The 18,594-nt window shown below is 65.4% G+C and carries 18 protein-coding genes and 1 pseudogene; 16 read left to right on the top strand and 3 right to left on the bottom strand.

Annotation, left to right across the window (positions count from 1 at the left end):
- Window positions 1–163: 163 nt before the first annotated feature.
- Both IVB32_RS19735 and IVB32_RS19730 read right to left on the bottom strand, forming a co-directional pair.
- On the bottom strand, window positions 164–877 hold the full coding sequence (locus IVB32_RS19735) for a type 1 glutamine amidotransferase (protein ID WP_018453739.1): 714 nt from the start codon (window positions 875–877) through the stop codon (window positions 164–166).
- Window positions 878–900: 23 nt separating this feature from the next.
- Complete coding sequence (locus IVB32_RS19730; protein ID WP_018453740.1) at window positions 901–1,827, bottom strand: LysR family transcriptional regulator; 927 nt, start codon at window positions 1,825–1,827, stop codon at window positions 901–903.
- Window positions 1,828–1,978: 151 nt separating this feature from the next.
- Here IVB32_RS19730 and IVB32_RS19725 point away from each other — a divergent pair, with 151 nt between their 5' ends.
- The 9 genes and pseudogenes from IVB32_RS19725 to IVB32_RS19685 all read left to right on the top strand — a co-directional run bounded on the left by IVB32_RS19725 (window position 1,979) and on the right by IVB32_RS19685 (window position 10,745).
- Complete coding sequence (locus IVB32_RS19725; protein WP_083926347.1) at window positions 1,979–2,935, top strand: N-carbamoyl-D-amino-acid hydrolase; 957 nt, start codon at window positions 1,979–1,981, stop codon at window positions 2,933–2,935.
- Window positions 2,936–2,970: 35 nt separating this feature from the next.
- On the top strand, window positions 2,971–3,795 hold the full coding sequence (locus IVB32_RS19720; RefSeq protein WP_247370670.1) for an ABC transporter substrate-binding protein: 825 nt from the start codon (window positions 2,971–2,973) through the stop codon (window positions 3,793–3,795).
- On the top strand, window positions 3,792–4,649 hold the full coding sequence (locus IVB32_RS19715) for an amino acid ABC transporter permease (RefSeq protein WP_018453743.1): 858 nt from the start codon (window positions 3,792–3,794) through the stop codon (window positions 4,647–4,649). The genes IVB32_RS19720 and IVB32_RS19715 overlap by 4 nt, the downstream gene beginning before the upstream one ends.
- Window positions 4,646–5,410 carry an amino acid ABC transporter ATP-binding protein gene (locus IVB32_RS19710; RefSeq protein WP_018453744.1) on the top strand — a complete coding sequence of 255 codons (765 nt, stop codon included), beginning with the start codon at window positions 4,646–4,648 and terminating at the stop codon, window positions 5,408–5,410. The genes IVB32_RS19715 and IVB32_RS19710 overlap by 4 nt, the downstream gene beginning before the upstream one ends.
- A gap of 14 nt (window positions 5,411–5,424) precedes the next feature.
- Complete coding sequence (locus IVB32_RS19705; protein ID WP_026232589.1) at window positions 5,425–6,240, top strand: ABC transporter substrate-binding protein; 816 nt, start codon at window positions 5,425–5,427, stop codon at window positions 6,238–6,240.
- The gene (locus IVB32_RS19700) at window positions 6,227–7,111 is read left to right on the top strand and encodes a polysaccharide deacetylase (RefSeq protein ID WP_018453746.1); all 885 of its coding nucleotides are present in this window, start codon (window positions 6,227–6,229) and stop codon (window positions 7,109–7,111) included. The genes IVB32_RS19705 and IVB32_RS19700 overlap by 14 nt, the downstream gene beginning before the upstream one ends.
- Before the next feature lie 8 nt (window positions 7,112–7,119).
- Window positions 7,120–7,770 (top strand): aspartate/glutamate racemase family protein, encoded by a 651-nt coding sequence (locus tag IVB32_RS19695; protein ID WP_247294022.1) that lies wholly within the window; start codon window positions 7,120–7,122, stop codon window positions 7,768–7,770.
- Between the two features lie 22 nt (window positions 7,771–7,792).
- Window positions 7,793–9,375, top strand: a pseudogene (locus IVB32_RS19690) (ABC transporter substrate-binding protein).
- Window positions 9,372–10,745 (top strand): amidohydrolase family protein, encoded by a 1,374-nt coding sequence (locus tag IVB32_RS19685; RefSeq protein WP_018453749.1) that lies wholly within the window; start codon window positions 9,372–9,374, stop codon window positions 10,743–10,745. The pseudogene IVB32_RS19690 and the gene IVB32_RS19685 overlap by 4 nt, the downstream one beginning before the upstream one ends.
- On the opposite strand, the gene IVB32_RS19680 is transcribed toward IVB32_RS19685, so the two are convergent.
- Window positions 10,735–11,649: a LysR substrate-binding domain-containing protein gene (locus tag IVB32_RS19680; protein WP_018453750.1), complete on the bottom strand. Its 915-nt coding sequence runs from the start codon at window positions 11,647–11,649 to the stop codon at window positions 10,735–10,737. The genes IVB32_RS19685 and IVB32_RS19680 overlap by 11 nt on opposite strands.
- Window positions 11,650–11,921: 272 nt before the next feature.
- Between IVB32_RS19680 and IVB32_RS19675 the strand changes: the two genes are divergently transcribed.
- The 7 genes from IVB32_RS19675 to IVB32_RS19645 are packed head-to-tail and all read left to right on the top strand — an operon-like array spanning window position 11,922 to window position 18,565.
- Window positions 11,922–12,956 carry an ABC transporter substrate-binding protein gene (locus IVB32_RS19675; protein ID WP_018453751.1) on the top strand — a complete coding sequence of 345 codons (1,035 nt, stop codon included), beginning with the start codon at window positions 11,922–11,924 and terminating at the stop codon, window positions 12,954–12,956.
- A 23-nt stretch (window positions 12,957–12,979) separates the two neighbouring features.
- A complete protein-coding gene (locus IVB32_RS19670; protein ID WP_247370666.1) occupies window positions 12,980–14,014 on the top strand; it encodes an ABC transporter ATP-binding protein in 1,035 nt (344 codons plus the stop codon).
- Window positions 14,011–14,886 carry an ABC transporter permease gene (locus IVB32_RS19665; protein WP_018453753.1) on the top strand — a complete coding sequence of 292 codons (876 nt, stop codon included), beginning with the start codon at window positions 14,011–14,013 and terminating at the stop codon, window positions 14,884–14,886. The genes IVB32_RS19670 and IVB32_RS19665 overlap by 4 nt, the downstream gene beginning before the upstream one ends.
- Window positions 14,883–15,689 carry an ABC transporter permease gene (locus IVB32_RS19660; RefSeq protein ID WP_018453754.1) on the top strand — a complete coding sequence of 269 codons (807 nt, stop codon included), beginning with the start codon at window positions 14,883–14,885 and terminating at the stop codon, window positions 15,687–15,689. The genes IVB32_RS19665 and IVB32_RS19660 overlap by 4 nt, the downstream gene beginning before the upstream one ends.
- A gap of 8 nt (window positions 15,690–15,697) precedes the next feature.
- Window positions 15,698–16,834: an FAD-dependent oxidoreductase gene (locus IVB32_RS19655; RefSeq protein WP_018453755.1), complete on the top strand. Its 1,137-nt coding sequence runs from the start codon at window positions 15,698–15,700 to the stop codon at window positions 16,832–16,834.
- A gap of 19 nt (window positions 16,835–16,853) precedes the next feature.
- On the top strand, window positions 16,854–17,150 hold the full coding sequence (locus IVB32_RS19650) for a (2Fe-2S)-binding protein (RefSeq protein ID WP_018453756.1): 297 nt from the start codon (window positions 16,854–16,856) through the stop codon (window positions 17,148–17,150).
- A complete protein-coding gene (locus IVB32_RS19645) occupies window positions 17,147–18,565 on the top strand; it encodes a (2Fe-2S)-binding protein (protein ID WP_018453757.1) in 1,419 nt (472 codons plus the stop codon). The genes IVB32_RS19650 and IVB32_RS19645 overlap by 4 nt, the downstream gene beginning before the upstream one ends.
- Window positions 18,566–18,594 lie beyond the last annotated feature (29 nt).

Below are 18,594 nucleotides of genomic sequence, written 5' to 3'. Positions count from 1 at the left end.
GGGAGAGGGTGGCTCGCCGCGAAGCGGCGAGACGGGTGAGGGGTCTCCCTCAGCGAGCACCTCTCGCGATTGAATCCGCGGATAGAGACCCCTCATCCGGCGCTTCGCGCCACCTTCTCCCACAAGGGGAGAAGGGAAGAGTCTGCGTGGCGAGAGCTGCGGACTACGTTGCCGTACGCTTCGCCAGAAACCTTGCAATCGCGCCACCAAGCTTGGCGTGATCCATCGGCTGCGCCAGTGATTCCCTCGCGGTGGCAACGACATCCTCCGGCGCCTTGCCGATGCGCAGCTCGCAGCACACTTGCGCAAACTCCACGTCGAACTCCGGATGCGGCTGCAGGGTGAGCGTCGCGCCGTTGGCGTAGAGCAGGCCGGCATGCGGGGTGAAATCGGAGGAGAGGATCGTCAGCGCATCGTTGGGCGGCTCCATCACCTGGTCCTGATGCGAGCAGGCGATGGCGACCGCTTCGCCGTCAACGACGCCGTTGTCCGGCAGCACCTGATAGACGTGCCGGCCGATGCCCCAGCCCTTCTCCGACTTGCGCACGGTGCCGCCGAGCGCCTGCGCGATCAACTGATGGCCGAAGCAGACGCCGACCATGGGTGTCCTGTTGGCGTAGGCCGTGCGCACGAAATCTTCCAGCGGCGCGATCCAGTCGAGCCCGTCATAGACGCCGGCGGCCGCGCCGGTGATCAGCACCGCCTCCAAATTGCGCGGATCGGGCAGCGCATCGCCGTTCGGGATGCTGACGATTTCGACCGTAGCTGTCGGATCCTCGGCGCGGACCATGCGCTCGAACATGTCCGGGAATGAACCGTGGCGCTCGCAATATTTTTGTGGGACCTGTCCGGTCTCGATGATGGTGATGCGTGCCATGTGCCCTCCGGTAAAGGTCAAGCTCAGTCGCTTCCTGCCCCATGTTGTTGGTGTGGCGCTGTGCGCTCCAGCAGCGCACTCTCTTTCCGGACCTCGTTGAGAAACGCCTTGGCCAGGCGCGACAGCGGCTCGGCTTCCGACCATAGCATATAGGCCACGGCGTGCGTCGTCGGCGCGAACGGCCGTACGGCGAGGCCGGTCCCGCCGTTCTGCCGTGGCGAGAAGGGATCGACCACCGCGGCGCCGACGCCAGCGGCGGCGAGCACGCAGGCCGTGTTGCAGTAGCGCACCTCGACGGTCGGCTGGAACGGCGCGCCGGCGCGTGCGAAACTGTCGCGCACGGCCTCGCCAAGCCGCGTGCCGCGCTCGAGCCCGATGAAGGGCAGGCCGGACAGGTCGGCTGCCGAGATCACCGGCCGGTCGGCGAGCGGGTGCTGCGGCGGCAGCACGCAGACCATCTCGCCGGTGTGCACCACCTCATGGGCGATGCCCGGATGATGTGTCAGCCCGAGCGCGAAGCCGAGCTCGGCGACGCGGTTGAGCACGCCTTCGATGATGCCCTCATAGCGCCGCACGTCGAAGAACACCCGCGTCTCCGGGCGGCGGCGCAGGAAGCCTGACAGCGCCGCGGGGATGATGCTGTAGGCGAGCGGCGGCGTCGCGACCAGCGCGAGATGCCCGGAGCGGTTCTCGCGCAGATCGCGCACGCGGTTCTCGAGCTTTGCGTGCAGCGCGAAGATCGCCTCGCTCTCCTTGTAGAGCGCCATCGCTTCCGTGGTCGGAAACAGCCGGTTGTTGACGCGCTCGAACAGCGCAAAACCCGCCTGCGCCTCCATCGTCTTCAGCGCATTGCTGACGGCAGGCTGCGACAGCGCCAGTTCGTCGGCGGCCGCAACCGTGGTGCGGTGGCGGATGACGGCGCGGAGAATCTCGAGCTGGCGCAGGTTCATATCACTGCCGATTATACTCTGGGCCAAAACATCATAGCAGAACGAATTGATTTTGCAGCCCCGCTTCCGCGTAATGGCCGCGGATTTGCACGTCGCATCAAAGGGTTCATCCGCCCATTGAGGCGCCACTGCGCACAGATTGGAGGCAATCTTGGTTCGTGTCCTTCGCGCTGCCGCCGCACAGATGGGGCCGACGCAAAAAGCCGATCCGCGCGAGCATACGCTGTCGCGGATGCTTGCGCTGCTGGAAGAGGCGGCCGGCCGCGGCGCCAGCCTCGTGGTGTTTCCCGAGCTTGCCTTCACCACATTCTTTCCGCGCTGGTTGCTCGAAGGCGACGCGCTCGACCATTATTTCGAACGCGGAATGCCGAACCCGAACGTCGCCGCCTTGTTTGACCGTGCGCGTGCGCTGCGCGTCGGCTTCTATGTTGGCTATGCCGAGCTGACGCCGGATGGACGCCGCTACAATTGCGCCATCCTGGTTGACCGCGACGGCGAGCTGCTCGGCCGCTATCGCAAGGTGCACCTGCCGGGCTCGGTCGAGCCGCGACAAGGTGCGCGCTACCAGCAGCTTGAGAAACGCTATTTCGACTATGGCGACCTCGGCTTTCCGGCCTTCCGCGCCGGCTCGGCCTGGGCCCACGCCATTATGGGCATGATGATCTGCAACGATCGCCGCTGGCCGGAATCCTGGCGCGTGCTTGGCCTGCAGGGCGTCGAGCTTGTCTGCATCGGCTACAATTCGGCGGCCTATGATCCCAATGGCGGTAGCACGGAAGATGCCTCCTTGCGCACCTTCCACTCCACGCTGGTGACGCAGGCCAACGCCTATATGAACGCGACCTGGGCGATCTCGGTGGCGAAGGCGGGCGAGGAGGACGGCTCCGGGCTGATCGGCGGCTCCTGCATCGTCGATCCCAATGGCCGCATCGTCGCGCAGGCCGCAACGCTGACCGACGAGGTGATCGTCGCCGATATCGATCTGGACCTCTGCCGCCAGGGCAAGGACAAGATGTTCAACTTCGCCGCGCACCGGCGGCCGGAGCAATACAGGGTGATCACCGAACGCGCCGGCGTCATCGAACCCGCGGTTCTCGACGCGGACTGACAGGACGTTCCAGCAACGTTGGCAAAGGAGCCGATATGACGCGCCTCTCGTATTTCCTCGGCATCGCAGCGCTGACGGCCGCCACGTCCGCGCAGGCGGCGGAGCTTCCGGCCGAGATCAAGCAGGCGGGCGCGTTGAAGCTCACGGTCAACTCGACATACGCGCCGATGGAATATCGCGATCCCGCAACGAATGAGCTCGTCGGGCTCGACGTCGATCTGGCGAACGAGCTCGCCAAGCGGCTCAGCCTGAAGATCGTCTGGAGCGAGACGCCGTTCGCCGAATTGATCCCGTCGCTCCAGACCAGGCGCGCCGACTTCATCATCTCCGGCATCTCCGATCGCGCCTCGCGGCGCGAGACCGCAGATTTCGTCGATTATCTCGGGACCGGCCCGCAGTTCTTCGTGATGGCGGAGAACGAAGCCAAGGCTGCGACCGATCTCTGCGGCAAGAAGGTCGGGACCACCCGCAGCACCAGCTTCCCGGTCGAGATCGAGAAGTGGAGCAAGCAGAATTGCGAGCCGGCCGGCAAGCCGGCGATCCAGTACGTGCCGGGCGAGAACTCGATCGACGTTCGCAACCAGCTCAAGCAGGGCCGTATCGACGCCGCCGTACAGGGCAGCGAGACGCTGCCTTATGCGCAGACGCAGGAACCCGGCAAATACCGCGTGATCGGCGAGCCCTTTGCCAAAGGCTATCAGGGCATCATGTTCCGCAAGGACGATGCGGCGCTTCGTGAAGTGGTGACCGAGAAGCTCATCGCGATGATCGCCGACGGTTCCTACAAGGCCGTCCTCGACAAATGGAGCCTTGGCGGCAACGCGGTCGCCCAGCCCATGCTGAACGCGGCGCCGCAATGAAGCCGGCACCGGCACTCGCGGAGGGTTTTCCCGATCTGTCGGGAATGCGGGTCGCGCGCGAGCCGCACTGGTTTCGCTGGCTCAGCGCGGCGCTGATCGTCCTCGTGCTTGCATTGATCGGGCGCGCTTTTGCGGGCGGCCAGATCGAATGGTCTTATGTCGGCCGCTTCCTGACCGCAAAGGTGATCATAGAGGGCATCGTCAACACCATGGTGATGGCGGTGCTGGCGATGGCGCTCGGTATCTTCCTTGGCGTCGTCGTCGCGATCATGCGGCTGTCGCCCAACCCGGTACTGAAGACCGTTGCCGCCGGCTACACTTGGTTGTTCCGCGGCACGCCGCTGATCCTGCAACTGCTGCTGTGGTTCAATCTCGCGCTGGTGTTTCCGACCATCGGCATTCCCGGCCTGTGGAGTGCGCGCGCCGTCGACGTCATGACGCCGTTCCTTGCCGCGCTGCTCGGGCTCGGCATCAACCAGGGTGCCTATACCTCGGAAGTGATGCGCGCCGGCATGCTGTCAGTCGATATCGGGCAATATGAGGCCGCGCAGGCGATTGGCATGGGACGCCTGCGTGCGCTGCGCCGGATCGTGCTGCCGCAGGCGATGCGGGTGGTGATCCCGCCGCTCGGCAACGAGTTCATCGGCATGGTGAAGGCGACCTCGCTCGCCAGCGTCATCCAGTATCCGGAACTGCTGCACAACGCCGAAAACATCTACTACGCCAATTCGCGCGTGATCGAGCTCCTGATCGTGGCCGGGCTCTGGTACCTGCTCGTCGTCTCAATCCTGACGCCGCTCCAGATGCTGCTCGAACGCCGTTTTGCGCGCGGCACATTGCGGCTCGCGCGATGACAAGACCCCTCGTCGCGATTCGCTCCGTCGCCAAGAATTTCGGCGAGTTCCAGGCTCTCAAGAGCGTCACGCTCGACGTCTGGCCCGGCGAGGTGATGTGTCTGATCGGCGCCTCCGGCTCGGGCAAGACCACACTGCTCCGCTGCATCAACCAGCTCGCGGCGATCGACAGCGGCGGCATCTGGCTCGACGGCGAGCTCCTGGGCGTGCGCGAGCAGGGCGGACGACTGCATCGGCTCAGCGAGCGCGAAATCGGGCGGCAACGGCTGAAAACCGGCATGGTGTTCCAGCGCTTCAACCTGTTTCCGCACAAGACCGCGCTCGAAAACATCACAGAGGGTCCGCTCCAGGTTCAAGGCCGAAAATCCGACGAGGTGCGCGCTGAGGCGATCGAGCTGCTGCGGCGCGTCGGATTGTCGGCCAAAGCGGACGCGTATCCCGCCCAGCTCTCCGGCGGCCAGCAGCAGCGGGTCGCGATTGCCCGCGCGCTTGCCATGAAGCCGATGCTGATGCTGTTCGACGAGCCGACCAGCGCGCTCGATCCCGAGCTCGTCGGCGAGGTCTTGGCGGTCATGAAGGAGCTGGCGCGGAGCGGCATGAGCATGATGGTCGTGACGCACGAACTCGGCTTCGCGCGCGAGGCCGCCGACCGCGTCGTCTACATGGACCAGGGCGCGATCATCGAGCACGGGCGCGCATCCGATGTCTTGGGCGCGCCGCGCGAGGAGCGTACCAAGGCATTTCTTTCGGCAGTGATCTGAATGGGGGCGTATCGATGAAGAGACTTCTGGTTACGGCGGCACTCGTTGGCGCCATGAGCGCTCCGGTCATGGCAGTCGAGCTGCCGGCGGAGATCGCCAAGCGCGGCAGCATCAAGGTCGCGCTGGTGCCGAACTATCCACCGATGGAGTTCCGCGATCCCGCCACCAACGCGTTGTCCGGCTTCGACATCGATCTCGGCGAGGCCATCGGCCGCAAGCTCGGCGTCAAGATCGAGTGGCAGGAGACCAGCTTTGCCGAGTTCATGCCGTCGATCTCGACCGGGCGGGTGGACGCCATCCTGTCCGGCTTCACGGACTATGCCAGCCGGCACGAGATCGCGTCCTTCGTCGATTATTTGCGCAGCGGCCCGCAGTTCTTCGTGCAGCAGTCGCGCAAGGCGGAGTTCAAGGACGCAGCCGCGCTCTGTGGCAAGAAGGTCGGCGCCAGCCGCCGCACCATGTTCCCCGCGCAGATCGCGGCCTGGAGCGAGAAGAATTGCGGCACCAATCCGATCCAGTTCGTCGGCACCGACGGCTCGGCCGACGCCCGCACCCAGCTCAGGCAGGGCCGCATCGATGCCGCCGCCCAGGGCAACGAGACGCTGCCCTACATCATGGACCTCGAGCCCGGCACCTATGCGACCGTGGGCGAGCCCATCGCGCAGCAATTCACCGGCATCGCTCTGCCGGTCAAGGAAAAGGCGCTGCAGCAAGCCATGCTCGAGGCGGTCGATGCACTGATCGCGGATGGCACCTATCGCACGCTCCTCGCCAAGTGGAAACTGACCGACAACGCACTCGAAAAGGCGACCATCAATGCTGGACAGTAAGGCACTCCAGAGCATTCCGCTCGTTCCGGCCAACACCGCGGATCCTGCACCGGAATACCCCTGGCCGAAGCCGTACAATTCGGCGATGTTCCTGTCGTTCGACGTGGACGCGGAGAGCGCCTGGACCAGCAAGGACGCGGTGCACGCCCAGCGGCTCATCACCATGAGCTATGGCGGCTATGAGGCGCGCGTCGGCACGCCGAAGCTCCTGGAGCTGCTCGAACAGCTCGATCTCAAGGCGACCTTCTTCGTCACGGGATGGTCGGTCGACGCGCATCCGGCGATGGCCGAGGCCATTCTCAAGGCCGGTCACGAGATCGGCCACCACGGCTATCACCATCTGTTGCCCGATCCCGGCGATCCCTGGATCGAGGAGGAGCTCGAGCGCGGGTTCGAGGCGCTCAAGCGCCGGCTCGGCGTCAGGCCGACCGGCTACCGCGCGCCCTACGGCGAATTCACCGAGGAACTGCGGGTGGCGTTAGTGCGCCACGGCATCGTCTACACCTCCTCGTTCCGCGACGACGTGCGGCCCTATCGCCATCGTCTCGCCGACGGCAAGCCGGGCACGATCGAGCTGCCGGTGACCGCCAGCTATGACGACTGGATGCACGGCCTGTCCGCGCGCTTCAGTCCGCGCTCGATTTTCCCCAAGGAGCATGTGCTCTCGATCTGGAAGGACGAGCTCGACGAAACCAGAGACTGGGGCGCGATGGTGACGACCGTGCTGCATCCACAATGCAGCGGTCGACCGATGCGGCTGCGCCTGCTGCGCGAATTCCTGACCTACGCAAAGTCGTGCCCGGATGTCTGGATCACGACCGGTGAGAAGATCGCGGCCAACTTCCTGCGCCACGAGGCCGGAAAAAGTTGAGCCACGCCATGACCCGTATCCTCGTCATCAACCCCAACTCCTCCGCATCGGTGACGGCGGCGATCGACGACGCCGTCGCGCCGCTACGCATCGCCGGCGGACCCGCAATCGAGGTCGTCGGCCTTGCCGGGGGGCCGCCGGGCATCAGCTCGCAACGCGACGCCGACAGCATGGTGATGCCGCTGGTCAACCGTGTGTCGCGCGCCGATGCGGATGCCTTCGTGCTCGCCTGCTTCAGTGATCCCGGCCTGCATGCGGTGCGCGAGGCGGCCGGCGGGCGCCCGGTGATGGGCATCGCCGAGTGCGGCATCTTTCGCGCAATGATGCTGGGCGAGCGATTTGGCGTCATCGCGCTGTCGCCGTCGAGCATTCGCCGCCAGCAGCGGATGGTGCGGCTGATGGGCATCGACAGCCGCTATGCCGGAAGCTGGTCGGTCGGCGCGAGCGCGGCGGAGACGGCAGGCGCGGACATCCGGGGACGGTTGATTGAAGCCGGCCGCGCGCTGGTCTCGCAATGCCGTGCCGATGTCGTGGTGATGGGCTGCGCCGGCATGGCCTCGCACCGCGCGGCGATTGCGGATGCCATCGGTGTGCCCGTGGTCGAGCCGGCGCAGCAGGCGGTGGCCGCTGCGATCGGCGCGGTCTTGTTGAACACGTAAGATCCTTCAGGAGCCTCTTGCAATGCCCGTCTCCCGCCGTTCGCTCCTCAAGGCCGTAGCCGCGGTGCCGGCGCTGTCATTTCCGGGCATCCTGCGCGCCGAATCCCAGACCACGCTACGCTTCATTCCGGTGATCGACCTCGCCTTCGTCGATCCCATCTATTCGACGGCACAAGTGTCGCGAAACCACGGCTTCATGGTCTACGACACGCTCTACGGCATGAGCTCTTCGCTCCAGGTCTCGCCTCAGATGCTGTCGGGCCATGTCGTCTCCGGCGACCGGCTGCAATGGGACCTCAGCTTGCGCGACGGTCTGTTCTGGCACGATGGCGAGCGCGTGCTCGCCCGCGACTGCGTCGCGAGCATCCGCCGCTGGGCCGCGCGCGACGGCTTTGGCGGCGAGCTGATGGAGGCGACTGACGAGCTGTCGGCCACTGACGACCGCACCATCCGCTTCCGCCTCAAACGTCCATTCCCGCTGTTGCCGCAAGCGCTGGGCAAGGCCGCGATCAACGCGTGCTTCATGATGCCGGAGCGGCTGGCGGGCCAGGATCCGTTCAAGCCGCTCACCGAAGTGATCGGCAGCGGCCCGTTCCGCTATCTCGCCGACGAGCGCGTGCAGGGTGCGCGCAACGCGTATGCCAGGTTCGAGCGCTATCAGCCGCGCACGGACGGCAAACCGGATTGGACAGCGGGCCCGAAGATCGTGCACTACGATCGGGTGGTCTGGACCACCACGCCCGATGCCGGCACGGCGTCGCCGCGCTGCAGACCGGGGAGCAGGACTGGCAAGAGACCACGCCACACGACCTGCTGCCGATCATCAAGGCGGCCGGCGACATCGAGACGCGGATCCTCGATCCCCGCGGTTACGCCTGCATGCTGCGCCTCAATCATCTTCAGCCACCGTTCGACAATCCTGCCGTTCGCCGCGCGCTCCTGGGGGCCATCGATCAATCCGCCTTCATGACCGCGGTGGCCGGTACCGATCCGAACTTCCAGGTCTCACCGATCGGCTATTTCGCGCCGAATACGCCGATGGCCAGCGATGTCGGCCTCGATGTCTTCCGCGGCCCGCGTGACTACGCCAAAGTGAAGGCCGATCTCAAGGCCGCGGGGTATAATGGCAAGAAGGTCGTGGTGCTCGTGCCCACCAACTCACTGGCGCAGAAGCCGCTTGGCGAGATCGCCGTCGACTCCTTGCGCAAGGCCGGCATGAACGTCGAATATGCCGGGCTCGATTTCGCCGTGGTGCTGCAACGCCAACTCAAGAAGGACCCGATCGGGCAGGGCGGCTGGAGCGCGGCGGTCGGCAACTGGCAGGGCATCGACTGGCTCAATCCGGCCGGCAACACCAATATCCGTGGTGAGGGCAAGGTCGCCGGCTGGTATGCGAGCGAGAAGATGGCCGGGCTCCGCAGCCAGTGGCTGGCGGCCTCCGAGCTCGCGGAGCAGCAGCGCATCTGCCGTGAGATCCAGGCGGTGGCTTTCCAGGAAATCCCCTATATTCCGATTGGCCTGTACAAGCAGCCGACCGCCTATCGCAAAGCCATCACCGGCATTCTCGACGGCACCGCCGTCTTCTGGAACGTACGCCCCGCATGAGCATGATCGCAATCTTCGGCAGCTATGTGCTGTCACGCAAGGACGGCGCGCAGGACGTGTTGCGCGACCATTGGGTTCTGGTCGAAGGCAAGAAGATTGCCGCGGTCACGCGCGACAAGCCGCGGGCGGACGAGGTGCATGACCGTCCCGGCCGCTTCGTTCTGCCGGGCCTGTTGAACCTGCACAATCACTGCTTCTCCGAAGCGCTGGCGCGCAGCCACACCGAGGACGGCAACGGCCGCCGCAACAATCAGAGCATCGTTTACACGGTGCTTTTGCCGCTGACCAAGCGCGGTGCAGATATCTTGTCGGCGGAAGAGCGCATGGCGGTCGCGCGGCTCGGCATCCTCCAACTCCTGAAGGGCGGCGCCACCACGGTGATGGAGCCGTTCCGCAACTCGATCCCGGAGATGTTCGATGCCGCCGAGGAGATGGGCATCCGCTTCTACGGCGCGCCCTATCTGTTCTCGACGTCGGACGCCAAGGCCGGCCCCGACGGCGTGGTGCACTATTCCGGCGATGACGGCACAGCCGACATGGCGACCTGGGATGCACTCTACCAGCGCTGGAATAATCGCGGCGACGGCCGCATCGGCCTTGCGATGAGTCCGCATGCCACCGACACCTGCGGGCCTGATCTGTTGAGGGCCTGTGCCGCGCGGGCACGCGAGCTCGGCGTGCCCGTCACGACGCATATGGCGCAGAGCCGCGCCGAGGTCGAAACCATCGGCAAGCGCTATGGCGGCCGCACGCCGGCGCAATATCTCGACTGGCTCGGCCTGCTGGCGCCCGACCTGATGGCGGCACACTGCATGTTCAGCACCGATGACGATCTCAAGCTGATGGCCGCGCGCGGTATGACGGTTCTCAACTGCCCGCGCGTGTTCGCGCGCGCCGGCGTCACCGCGGCCTTCAGCCAGTTCGCGGAGCACGGCGTGCGCACGGTGGTCGGCACCGACGGCTACAACATGGACCTGCTCGGCGAGCTCAATGCGGCGTCGCTGATCTCCAAGATCACCTCGGCGCGTGCCGATGTCGCGAACGCGCCCGAGTTGATCGAGGCGAACACGGCAATCGCGGCCGATGTCATCAAGCGGCCCGATCTCGGCCGTATCGAGCCGGGCGCGACCGCCGACCTCACGATCGTCGATCTCACCCATCCGCATCTTCAGCCGCTGTTCGACCCGCGCCGCGCGCTGATCGCGCTCGCCAATCGCGCCAATATCGATCAGGTCATGGTCGACGGCCGCATGCTGGTCGATGCCGGCCGCTATCTCGGCGCCGACGAGGCGGCGATCACGGCTGCCGGCACCGCTGCGATTGGCAAGATCTGGGACCTGCCGGAGGCACAGGCGGCGTTCAACGGCTGAGGGGTGGCTCGTCGAATTCGGCGAGCGCCTTGCGTATGGTCTCGACCAGATCGAGCGCTACCGGCGAGGGGCTGCGCTGTGCCGGAAAGACCGCCGAGAATTCGAAGTCGATGCGCGGCAGGAAGCGGCGCACGACGACGCCGCGGGTGGAAAATTCCTGGGCGGTGAAGGGATCGCAGATGGCGACGCCAAGTCCTGACGACACCATGCCGCACATGATCTCCGACAGCGTGGTCTCGACCCTGAGCACGCGGCGGACATCGTGGCGATGGAAGACCTGGTCGACGAGGTGGCGGCTCGACGAGCCCGCCGACAGCGAGATGAAAGTCTCGCCCTCGAAGTCGCGGGGCTCCAGCACTTCCTTTTCCGCGAGGCGGTGACCGGTGGGCAGTACAGCCACACGCGCGGGCGCCGGCAGCTTCTGGCTCGGCAAGCCCGAATGCGCGATGGGCACCTCGGCAAAGCCGACGTCGCACTGATTGTTCAGTACCCAGTCGACCACGATCGGCGAGATCACGCCGAAGAAAGCGAGGTTGAGGTTCGGCCGCTCCCTCAGGAAGTGCCCGGTGAGCCGCGGCAAATAGCCATTCGACAATGCTGGAAGTGCCGCGATCCGCAGTGAGCCGGTGCGGCGGCCGCGGATTTCCTCGGCTGCCGCGGTGATGCGTTCGAGGCCGACGAAGGAGCGCTCGACTTCGGTGTAGAGTGCCATGGCCGCAGCGGTCGGCACGAGGCCGGTGCCGCGCCGTTCGAACAGCTCCATCTTCAACAGCGCCTGGAGGTCGCGCAGCAACCGGGAGACCGCCGGCTGCGTCACGGTCATCAGCGCCGCCGCCTCCGTCACGCTGCCGGTCAGCATCGTCGCCCGGAAAGCCTCCACCTGCCGCGAATTGATCCGGGCCATCCCCATTTCCATTCATAATATTTAGGCATGCAGAGGCTGCCATTATTCATTGGACGATGGAAGCCGGAGTTTGCGATCTTTTTCATCAGTGCTGGAGACGGCCCGCTTTTTCGGCAGATTGGAGGGGTTTAAACCTCCGGATCGCGCCAAAATTCGCCGCGCAAGGGCTGGAGCCCTAGTCGGAGAGGGATCTGCGCGGAAGGAAATGCGGAAGGTTCAGCCAACGAGACTCGTCGGCACGTCACCTCATCCCGGTATGGAGATCGGACCACATGAAGACTTTTCGCCTTCTGACAGCGGTCAGCATCGCGGCCCTCATCGCCGCCCCCTCGGTTGCCACGGCTCAGCAAAAGACGCTCTATGTCGCCGGCTATGGCGGCTCGTTCGAGAAGACCATCCGCGACGAGGTGATCCCGACTTTTGAGAAGGAGAACGGCGTCAAGGTCGAGTACGTCGCCGGCAACTCCACCGACACGCTGGCCAAGCTCCAGGCGCAGAAGGGCAACCAGCAGATCGACGTCGCCATCGTTGACGACGGCCCGATGTACCAGGCGATCCAACTCGGCTTCTGCGGCAAGCTCGATGGCCTGCCGACCGATCTCTACGACACCGCGCGCTTCAAGGACGATCGTGCGGTCGCGATCGGCATCGTCGCGACCGGCCTGATGTACAACACCAAGGTGTTTGCGGAGAAGGGCTGGGCGCCGCCGACCTCCTGGAACGATCTCAAGGACACGAAATACGCCAAGCAGCTCGTGATCCCGCCGATCAACAACACCTATGGCCTCGAAGCGCTGGTGATGCTGTCGAAGATGAATGGCGGCGGCGAGTCCAATGTCGATTCCGGCTTCAAGATCTTCAAGGAGCAGATCAATCCGAACGTGCTCGCCTATGAGCCGTCGCCGGGCAAGATGACCGAGCTGTTCCAGTCCGGGCAGGCTGTGATCGCGGTGTGGGGCACCGGCCGCGTGCAGAGCTTTGCCAATACCGGCTTCCCCGTCGATTTCGTCTATCCGAAGGAGGGCGCCGCGACGTTGCTGACGACCGCCTGTCCGATCACCAAGCCGAACGCCTCGCCGCTTGCGTCTAGCTTCGTCAAGATGCTGCTCGAACCCAAGATCCAGCTCGTGATGCTGAAGGATTACGGCTACGGCCCGGTGCTGAAATCGCTGGTGATCCCGCCCGAGCTCGGCAAGATGGCGCCGATCGGCGAGCGCGCGGCAAAGCTCTATAATCCGGACTGGACCGTCATCAACGAGAAGCGCGAGGAATGGACCAAGCGCTGGAATCGCGAGGTCGAGCGCTGATCGGTCATCCCGGAGACAGTGCGATGGCCTATCTCGAGCTCGAAGGGGTCGCCAAGCAATTCGGAGCGCAGACTGTCGTCGACGACTTCAGTCTCGCGGTCGGGAAGGGGGAGTTCGTCTCCTTTCTCGGCCCCTCCGGCTGCGGCAAGACCACGACCCTGCAGATGATCGCGGGCTTCCTCGATCCCACCCGCGGCGCGATCCGGCTGCAAGGCAAGGATCTGACCGCGATCCATCCGGCCAAACGCGGGCTCGGGATCGTGTTCCAGAGCTACGCGCTGTTTCCGCACATGACCGCGGCCGAGAATGTCGCCTTCGGGCTCGAGATGCGCAATGTGCCGCGCGGCGAACGGACCGAGCGCGTTCGCGCAGCGCTCGCGATGGTCGGGCTTGCCGGCTACGAGGATCGCCATCCGCGTCGCATGTCCGGCGGCCAGCAGCAGCGCGTGGCGCTGGCGCGCGCGCTGGTGATCAAGCCGAGCGTGCTGTTGCTCGACGAGCCGCTATCGAATCTCGACGCCAAGCTGCGCGAGGAGATGCAGATCGAGCTGCGCCAGATCCAGCGTACCATCGGCACCACCACGATCCTCGTCACCCACGACCAGAACGAGGCGATGTCGTTGTCCGACCGCATCGTGGTGATGAGCCAGGGCCGGATCGAGCAGATCGGCACGCCGCAAGAGACTTATGAGAAGCCGGCCTCGGCCTTCGTCTCGCAGTTTTTGGGAAAGACCAACGACTTTGCCGCGACGATCGATCGGACCAGTGCGCCTGGGCGATTGATTGTCGGCTCGTGGAGCGCGCCTGCGCATGTCGGGCGCAGCGGTCCCGTCACCATTAGCATTCGCCCCGAGCGGATCGACTTTGGCGACGCGGGCCTCAGCGCAAAGATCATCACACGCATCTTCCAGGGCAATCACTGGCTGTTCCAGTGCGAGAGCGAATGCGGCCCGGCGACCGTGATCCGCCAGAATGACGGCCGGTCGCAGCCGGTCGAAGGCGAGGCCGTTCACCTCACCTGGCGGCCCGAGGACATGAGCGTGAGGGGCGTCGCATGAGCGCTTCCGCCGAGGAACGAAACGCACGCACGCCCTGGGCGCTGACGGCGCCCGCTTTGATGCTGTTCGTCGGCGTGCTCCTGATTCCGCTGGCAATGACCGTGATGCTGTCCTTCCATGATTGGGGCCAGTACAAGGGCATCGAGCCGGTCTTCATCCTCAAGAACTGGCATGAGATCGTAACCGATCCCTATTACGCCGAGATGTTCGGGCGGACGTTTCGCATCGCGATCCTGACTACGCTGCTCACCGCCGTGCTCGGTGCACCCGAAGCCTACATCCTCAACCGCATGAGCGGACGCTGGAAGAGCGTTTTTCTCCTGGTCATCCTGGGGCCGTTGCTGATTTCCGTGGTGGCGCGGACGCTCGGCTGGGCGCTGCTGTTCGGCGGCAACAACGGCCTCGTCAATAAGCTGCTGATGTCGGCCGGGCTGATCCGCGCGCCTATCCCCTTCATGTTCACCGAAACCGGCATGGTGGTCGCACTCGCGCACGTGATGATGCCGTTCATGGTGCTGTCGGTGTGGGCGGCGCTGCAGCGGCTCGATCCGCAGATCGAGAATGCCGCGATGTCGCTCGGCGCCGGCCCTGCGACCATCATCCACCGCATCATCATGCCGCAGATCATGCCGGGCGTGCTGTCTGGGGCGATCATCGTGTTCTCGCTCTCGGCCAGCGCGTTTGCGACGCCCGCCATCATCGGCGGCCGTCGACTCAAGGTCGCGGCGACGCTGGCCTATGACGAGTTCCTCAACACGCTGAACTGGCCGCTGGGGGCGGCGGTCGCCACGCTGCTGCTGGCCGCGCTGGTCTTGATCGTCGTCGGCAGCAACGCACTGATCGAGCGCCGTTACGCGGAGGTGTTCCGATGAGCCGGAATGGCCCGCTCGCGCTGATCTTCCACACCATCTTTGTCATCGTCATGGTGGCGCCGATCCTCGTCGTCTGCCTCGTTGCGTTCACGCCTGAAGGCTTCCTGTCGTTGCCGACAAACGGTTTTTCGTTGCGCTGGTTCAGGGCGATCGCCAACTATCCCGAATTCGTCCATGCTTTCTGGGTCAGCCTTGGCCTGGGCGCACTATCGTCGTTCGTCGCGCTATTATTCGCGGTACCGGCGGCGCTCGCGATCGCGCGCTATCGCTTCCGCGGCCGTGATGCGCTCGCGGCCCTCTTTCTCTCGCCGCTGATGATCCCGCATGTCGTGCTCGGCATCGCGTTCCTGCGCTTCTTCACCTCGGCCGGGATGGGCGGCAGCTTCGCCGCGCTGATCATCGCGCATGTCATCATCGTGTTTCCGTTCGCGCTACGGCTGACCCTGGCGGCGGCGACCGGCATGGACCTTTCGGTCGAGATGGCGGCGGTCTCGCTCGGTGCCGGCGGCTGGACGCTATTCCGCCGCGTGACGCTGCCGTTGATCCTGCCCGGCGTCATCAGCGGCTGGGCGCTCGCCTTCATCCAGTCCTTCGACGATCTCACCATGACCGTCTTCCTCGCGGGACCCGGCACCGAAACACTGCCGGTGCGCATGTTCCTCTACATCCAGGACAACATCGATCCGCTGGTGACGTCCGTCTCGGCCTGCGTGATCGCGATCACCATGACCGCCCTCATTCTGCTCGATCGCTTCTACGGGCTCGACCGCGTGCTCGCCGGCAAGGGCGATACAGGGCGATAGGAGAATCCATGCGAACAGATTACGACGTCGCCGTCGTCGGCGGCGGATTGCTCGGCTCCGCCATCGCCTGGGGCCTGGGAAGACTCGGCAAGAAGGTGGCCGTGCTCGACGAAGGCGACATCACCAAGCGCGCCTCACGCGCGAACTTTGCGCTGGTTTGGGTCCAGAGCAAGGGGCTCGGCATGCCAGCCTATACCGTCTGGACGGTGCAGGCGTCACAGGCGTGGAGCAGGCTCGCCTCGGAGCTGAAGCAGCAGACCGGCCTCGATGTCTCGCTTCAGCAGAACGGCGGTTTTCATCTGACGCTTGGCGAGGACGAGTTCGGTCAGCGCGCCGAGCTGGTCAAGCGCATGCACAACCAGACGGGTGCCGCCGATTACAAGATGGAGATGCTGCCGGCATCCGAGGTGAAGAAGGCGCTGCCGCTGATCGGGCCCGAGGTCTCCGGCGGCAGTTATTGTCCACTCGACGGTCACGTCAATTCGCTGCGCACGTTTCGTGCGTTCCACACCGGCTTCAAGGCATTCGGCATCGACTATCTTCCGGAGCGCCCGGTCTCGGCGATCAGCAGGAGCAGCGGCGAATTCTGCCTGACGACGCCGCAGGGCGAGCTCCGTGCCGCCAAGATCGTGCTCGCCGCCGGCAATGCTAACCAGACCCTGGCGCCGATGGTCGGTCTCCACGCCCCGATGGGCCCGACCCGCGGCCAGATCGTGGTGACCGAGCGCACCATGCCCTTTCTGCCGCATCCGCTGACCACGATCCGCCAGACCGACGAGGGCACGGTGATGATCGGCGACAGCAAGGAAGACGAGCTCGACGATCGCGCGCTGAAGCACTCGATCAGCGCCGTGATGACGGATCGCGCCCAGCGCATGTTTCCGCATCTCGCGCGGCTCAACGTGGTCCGGAGCTGGGCCGGCATCCGCGTCATGCCGCAGGACGGCTTTCCGATCTACGACCAGTCGGAGACGCATCCCGGTGCCTTCGTCGCTTGCTGCCACTCCGGGGTGACACTCGCCTCCAACCACGCCTTCGAGATCGCGCGGATGGTTGCGCAAGGCGCGCTCGAGCCCGAGCTGGTCGGCGCGTTCTCGGCCAGCCGTTTTGGCGCCGCCGGTGCCGCGAACAACAGCGGCTACTAGGGACATTGAAGGAGCCAGGATGTTCAAACGATCCGAGCAGGACAAGCGGCCAGCGGTGCAAATCTTCGTCGATGGCGTTGCCGTCGCGGCGCGGCAGGGCGACACCGTCTCCGCCGCGCTGCTGGCCTCGAGCTGCGATGCACGCCGTTCGACCGCAGTCAGCGGGGCGCTGCGTTTGCCCTATTGCATGATGGGCGTGTGCTTCGATTGCCTCGTCACCATCGATGGCGTCGGCAACCGACAGGGCTGCCTGGTGCCGGTCACCGACGGCATGCAGATCGAGATTCAGAAGGGCAAGCGGGAGATCGGGAAATGACTGTGGCTCCCAAGCGCGAAGAATATGACGTCGTGGTGATCGGGGCCGGGCCTGCCGGCCTTGCCGCCGCCGCGACGGCCGCCGAAGCCGGCCTGTCCACGCTGCTGCTCGACGAGAATATCGGCCCCGGAGGCCAGGTGTTTCGTGCCATCGCCTCGACGCCGGTGACCGACCGCAGCCAGCTCGGTGAGGACTATTGGGTCGGTACCGATCTCGTGCAGGCGCTACGCGCAGGCAACGCGGAGGTCATTCAGCGCGCAACGGTCTGGAGCCTCGATCGCAATCTCGATATCGCCGTCTCGGTCGGCGGCGCGTCCGCCTTCGTCAAGGCCAGGCGCGTGATCCTCGCGACCGGCGCGCTGGAGCGGCCGTTTCCGATTCCCGGGTGGACGCTTCCGGGCGTGATGACCGCGGGCGCCGCGCAGACCATGTTGAAAACATCGGCCCTGGTGCCGGATGGCCGCACGGTGATCGCGGGGCAGGGGCCGCTGCTCTGGCTGCTCGCCGCGCAGATCTTGCGTCTCGGCGGTCGCATCGATCGCATTCTCGACACCACCGAGCGCGGAAACTATTTCGCCGCACTCCCCCACGCTTTCGCTTTCCTGACCTCGCCGTATTTCGCCAAGGGCTTGTCGATGATGCGCGAGGTGAAGGCGAAGGTGCAGGTCGTCTCAGGTGTCAGCGAGCTTGCTGCCTCTGGTGACGGCCAACTCGCGAACGTCAGCTATGTCGCCGGCGGCAAACGCGAGACCGTCCTTGCGGATCTCTTGCTGCTGCACCAGGGCGTCGTGCCCAACGTCAATCTGGCGATGGCGGCCGGAATCGAGCATCGCTGGGATGATTTGCAATTGTGCTGGTCTCCGGTGCTGGATGCCAGCGGCAATTCGTCGGTCGCCGGCATTGCGATTGCTGGCGACGGCGCCGGCATCGGCGGGGCGAACGCAGCCGTAGTGCGCGGCCGCATCGCGGCACGCGCGGCAGTGGAGGCGTTGGCGCCTGCGGCTGCAAAAAAATCTGCGCCGATGGCGAGCCTCCGCGCCGATCTCGCCAAGGCCGAACGTGGTCGCGTTTTTCTCGACACGCTGTTCCGGCCGGCGCCGCAGTTTCGCATTCCCGCAGGCGACACCATCGTCTGTCGCTGTGAGGAGGTCACCGCAAAGGATATTCTCGACGCCGTCGCGATCGGCGCGACCGGGCCGAACCAGCTCAAGGCCTACCGCCGCACCGGCATGGGGCCGTGCCAGGGCCGGCTCTGCGGCCTCACCGTCACCGAGCTGATGGCGCAGGCGCGGGGCAAGAGCCCGCAGGAGATTGGCTATTACCGGCTGCGCGCGCCGGTCAAGCCGATCACGCTCGCCGAGCTCGCCGCCGTTCCGAAGAGCGCAGACGACATCAAGGCGGTGGTGCGCGGATGACGAAAAACGTGGATGCGATCGTCGTCGGC

Origin of the sequence: Bradyrhizobium sp. 23 (assembly GCF_023073295.1) — a bacterium.
GTDB lineage: Bacteria > Pseudomonadota > Alphaproteobacteria > Rhizobiales > Xanthobacteraceae > Bradyrhizobium > Bradyrhizobium canariense_D.
The sequence above is the reverse complement of the archived record's forward strand: the minus strand, read 5'-3'. Positions and strand labels throughout refer to the sequence as shown.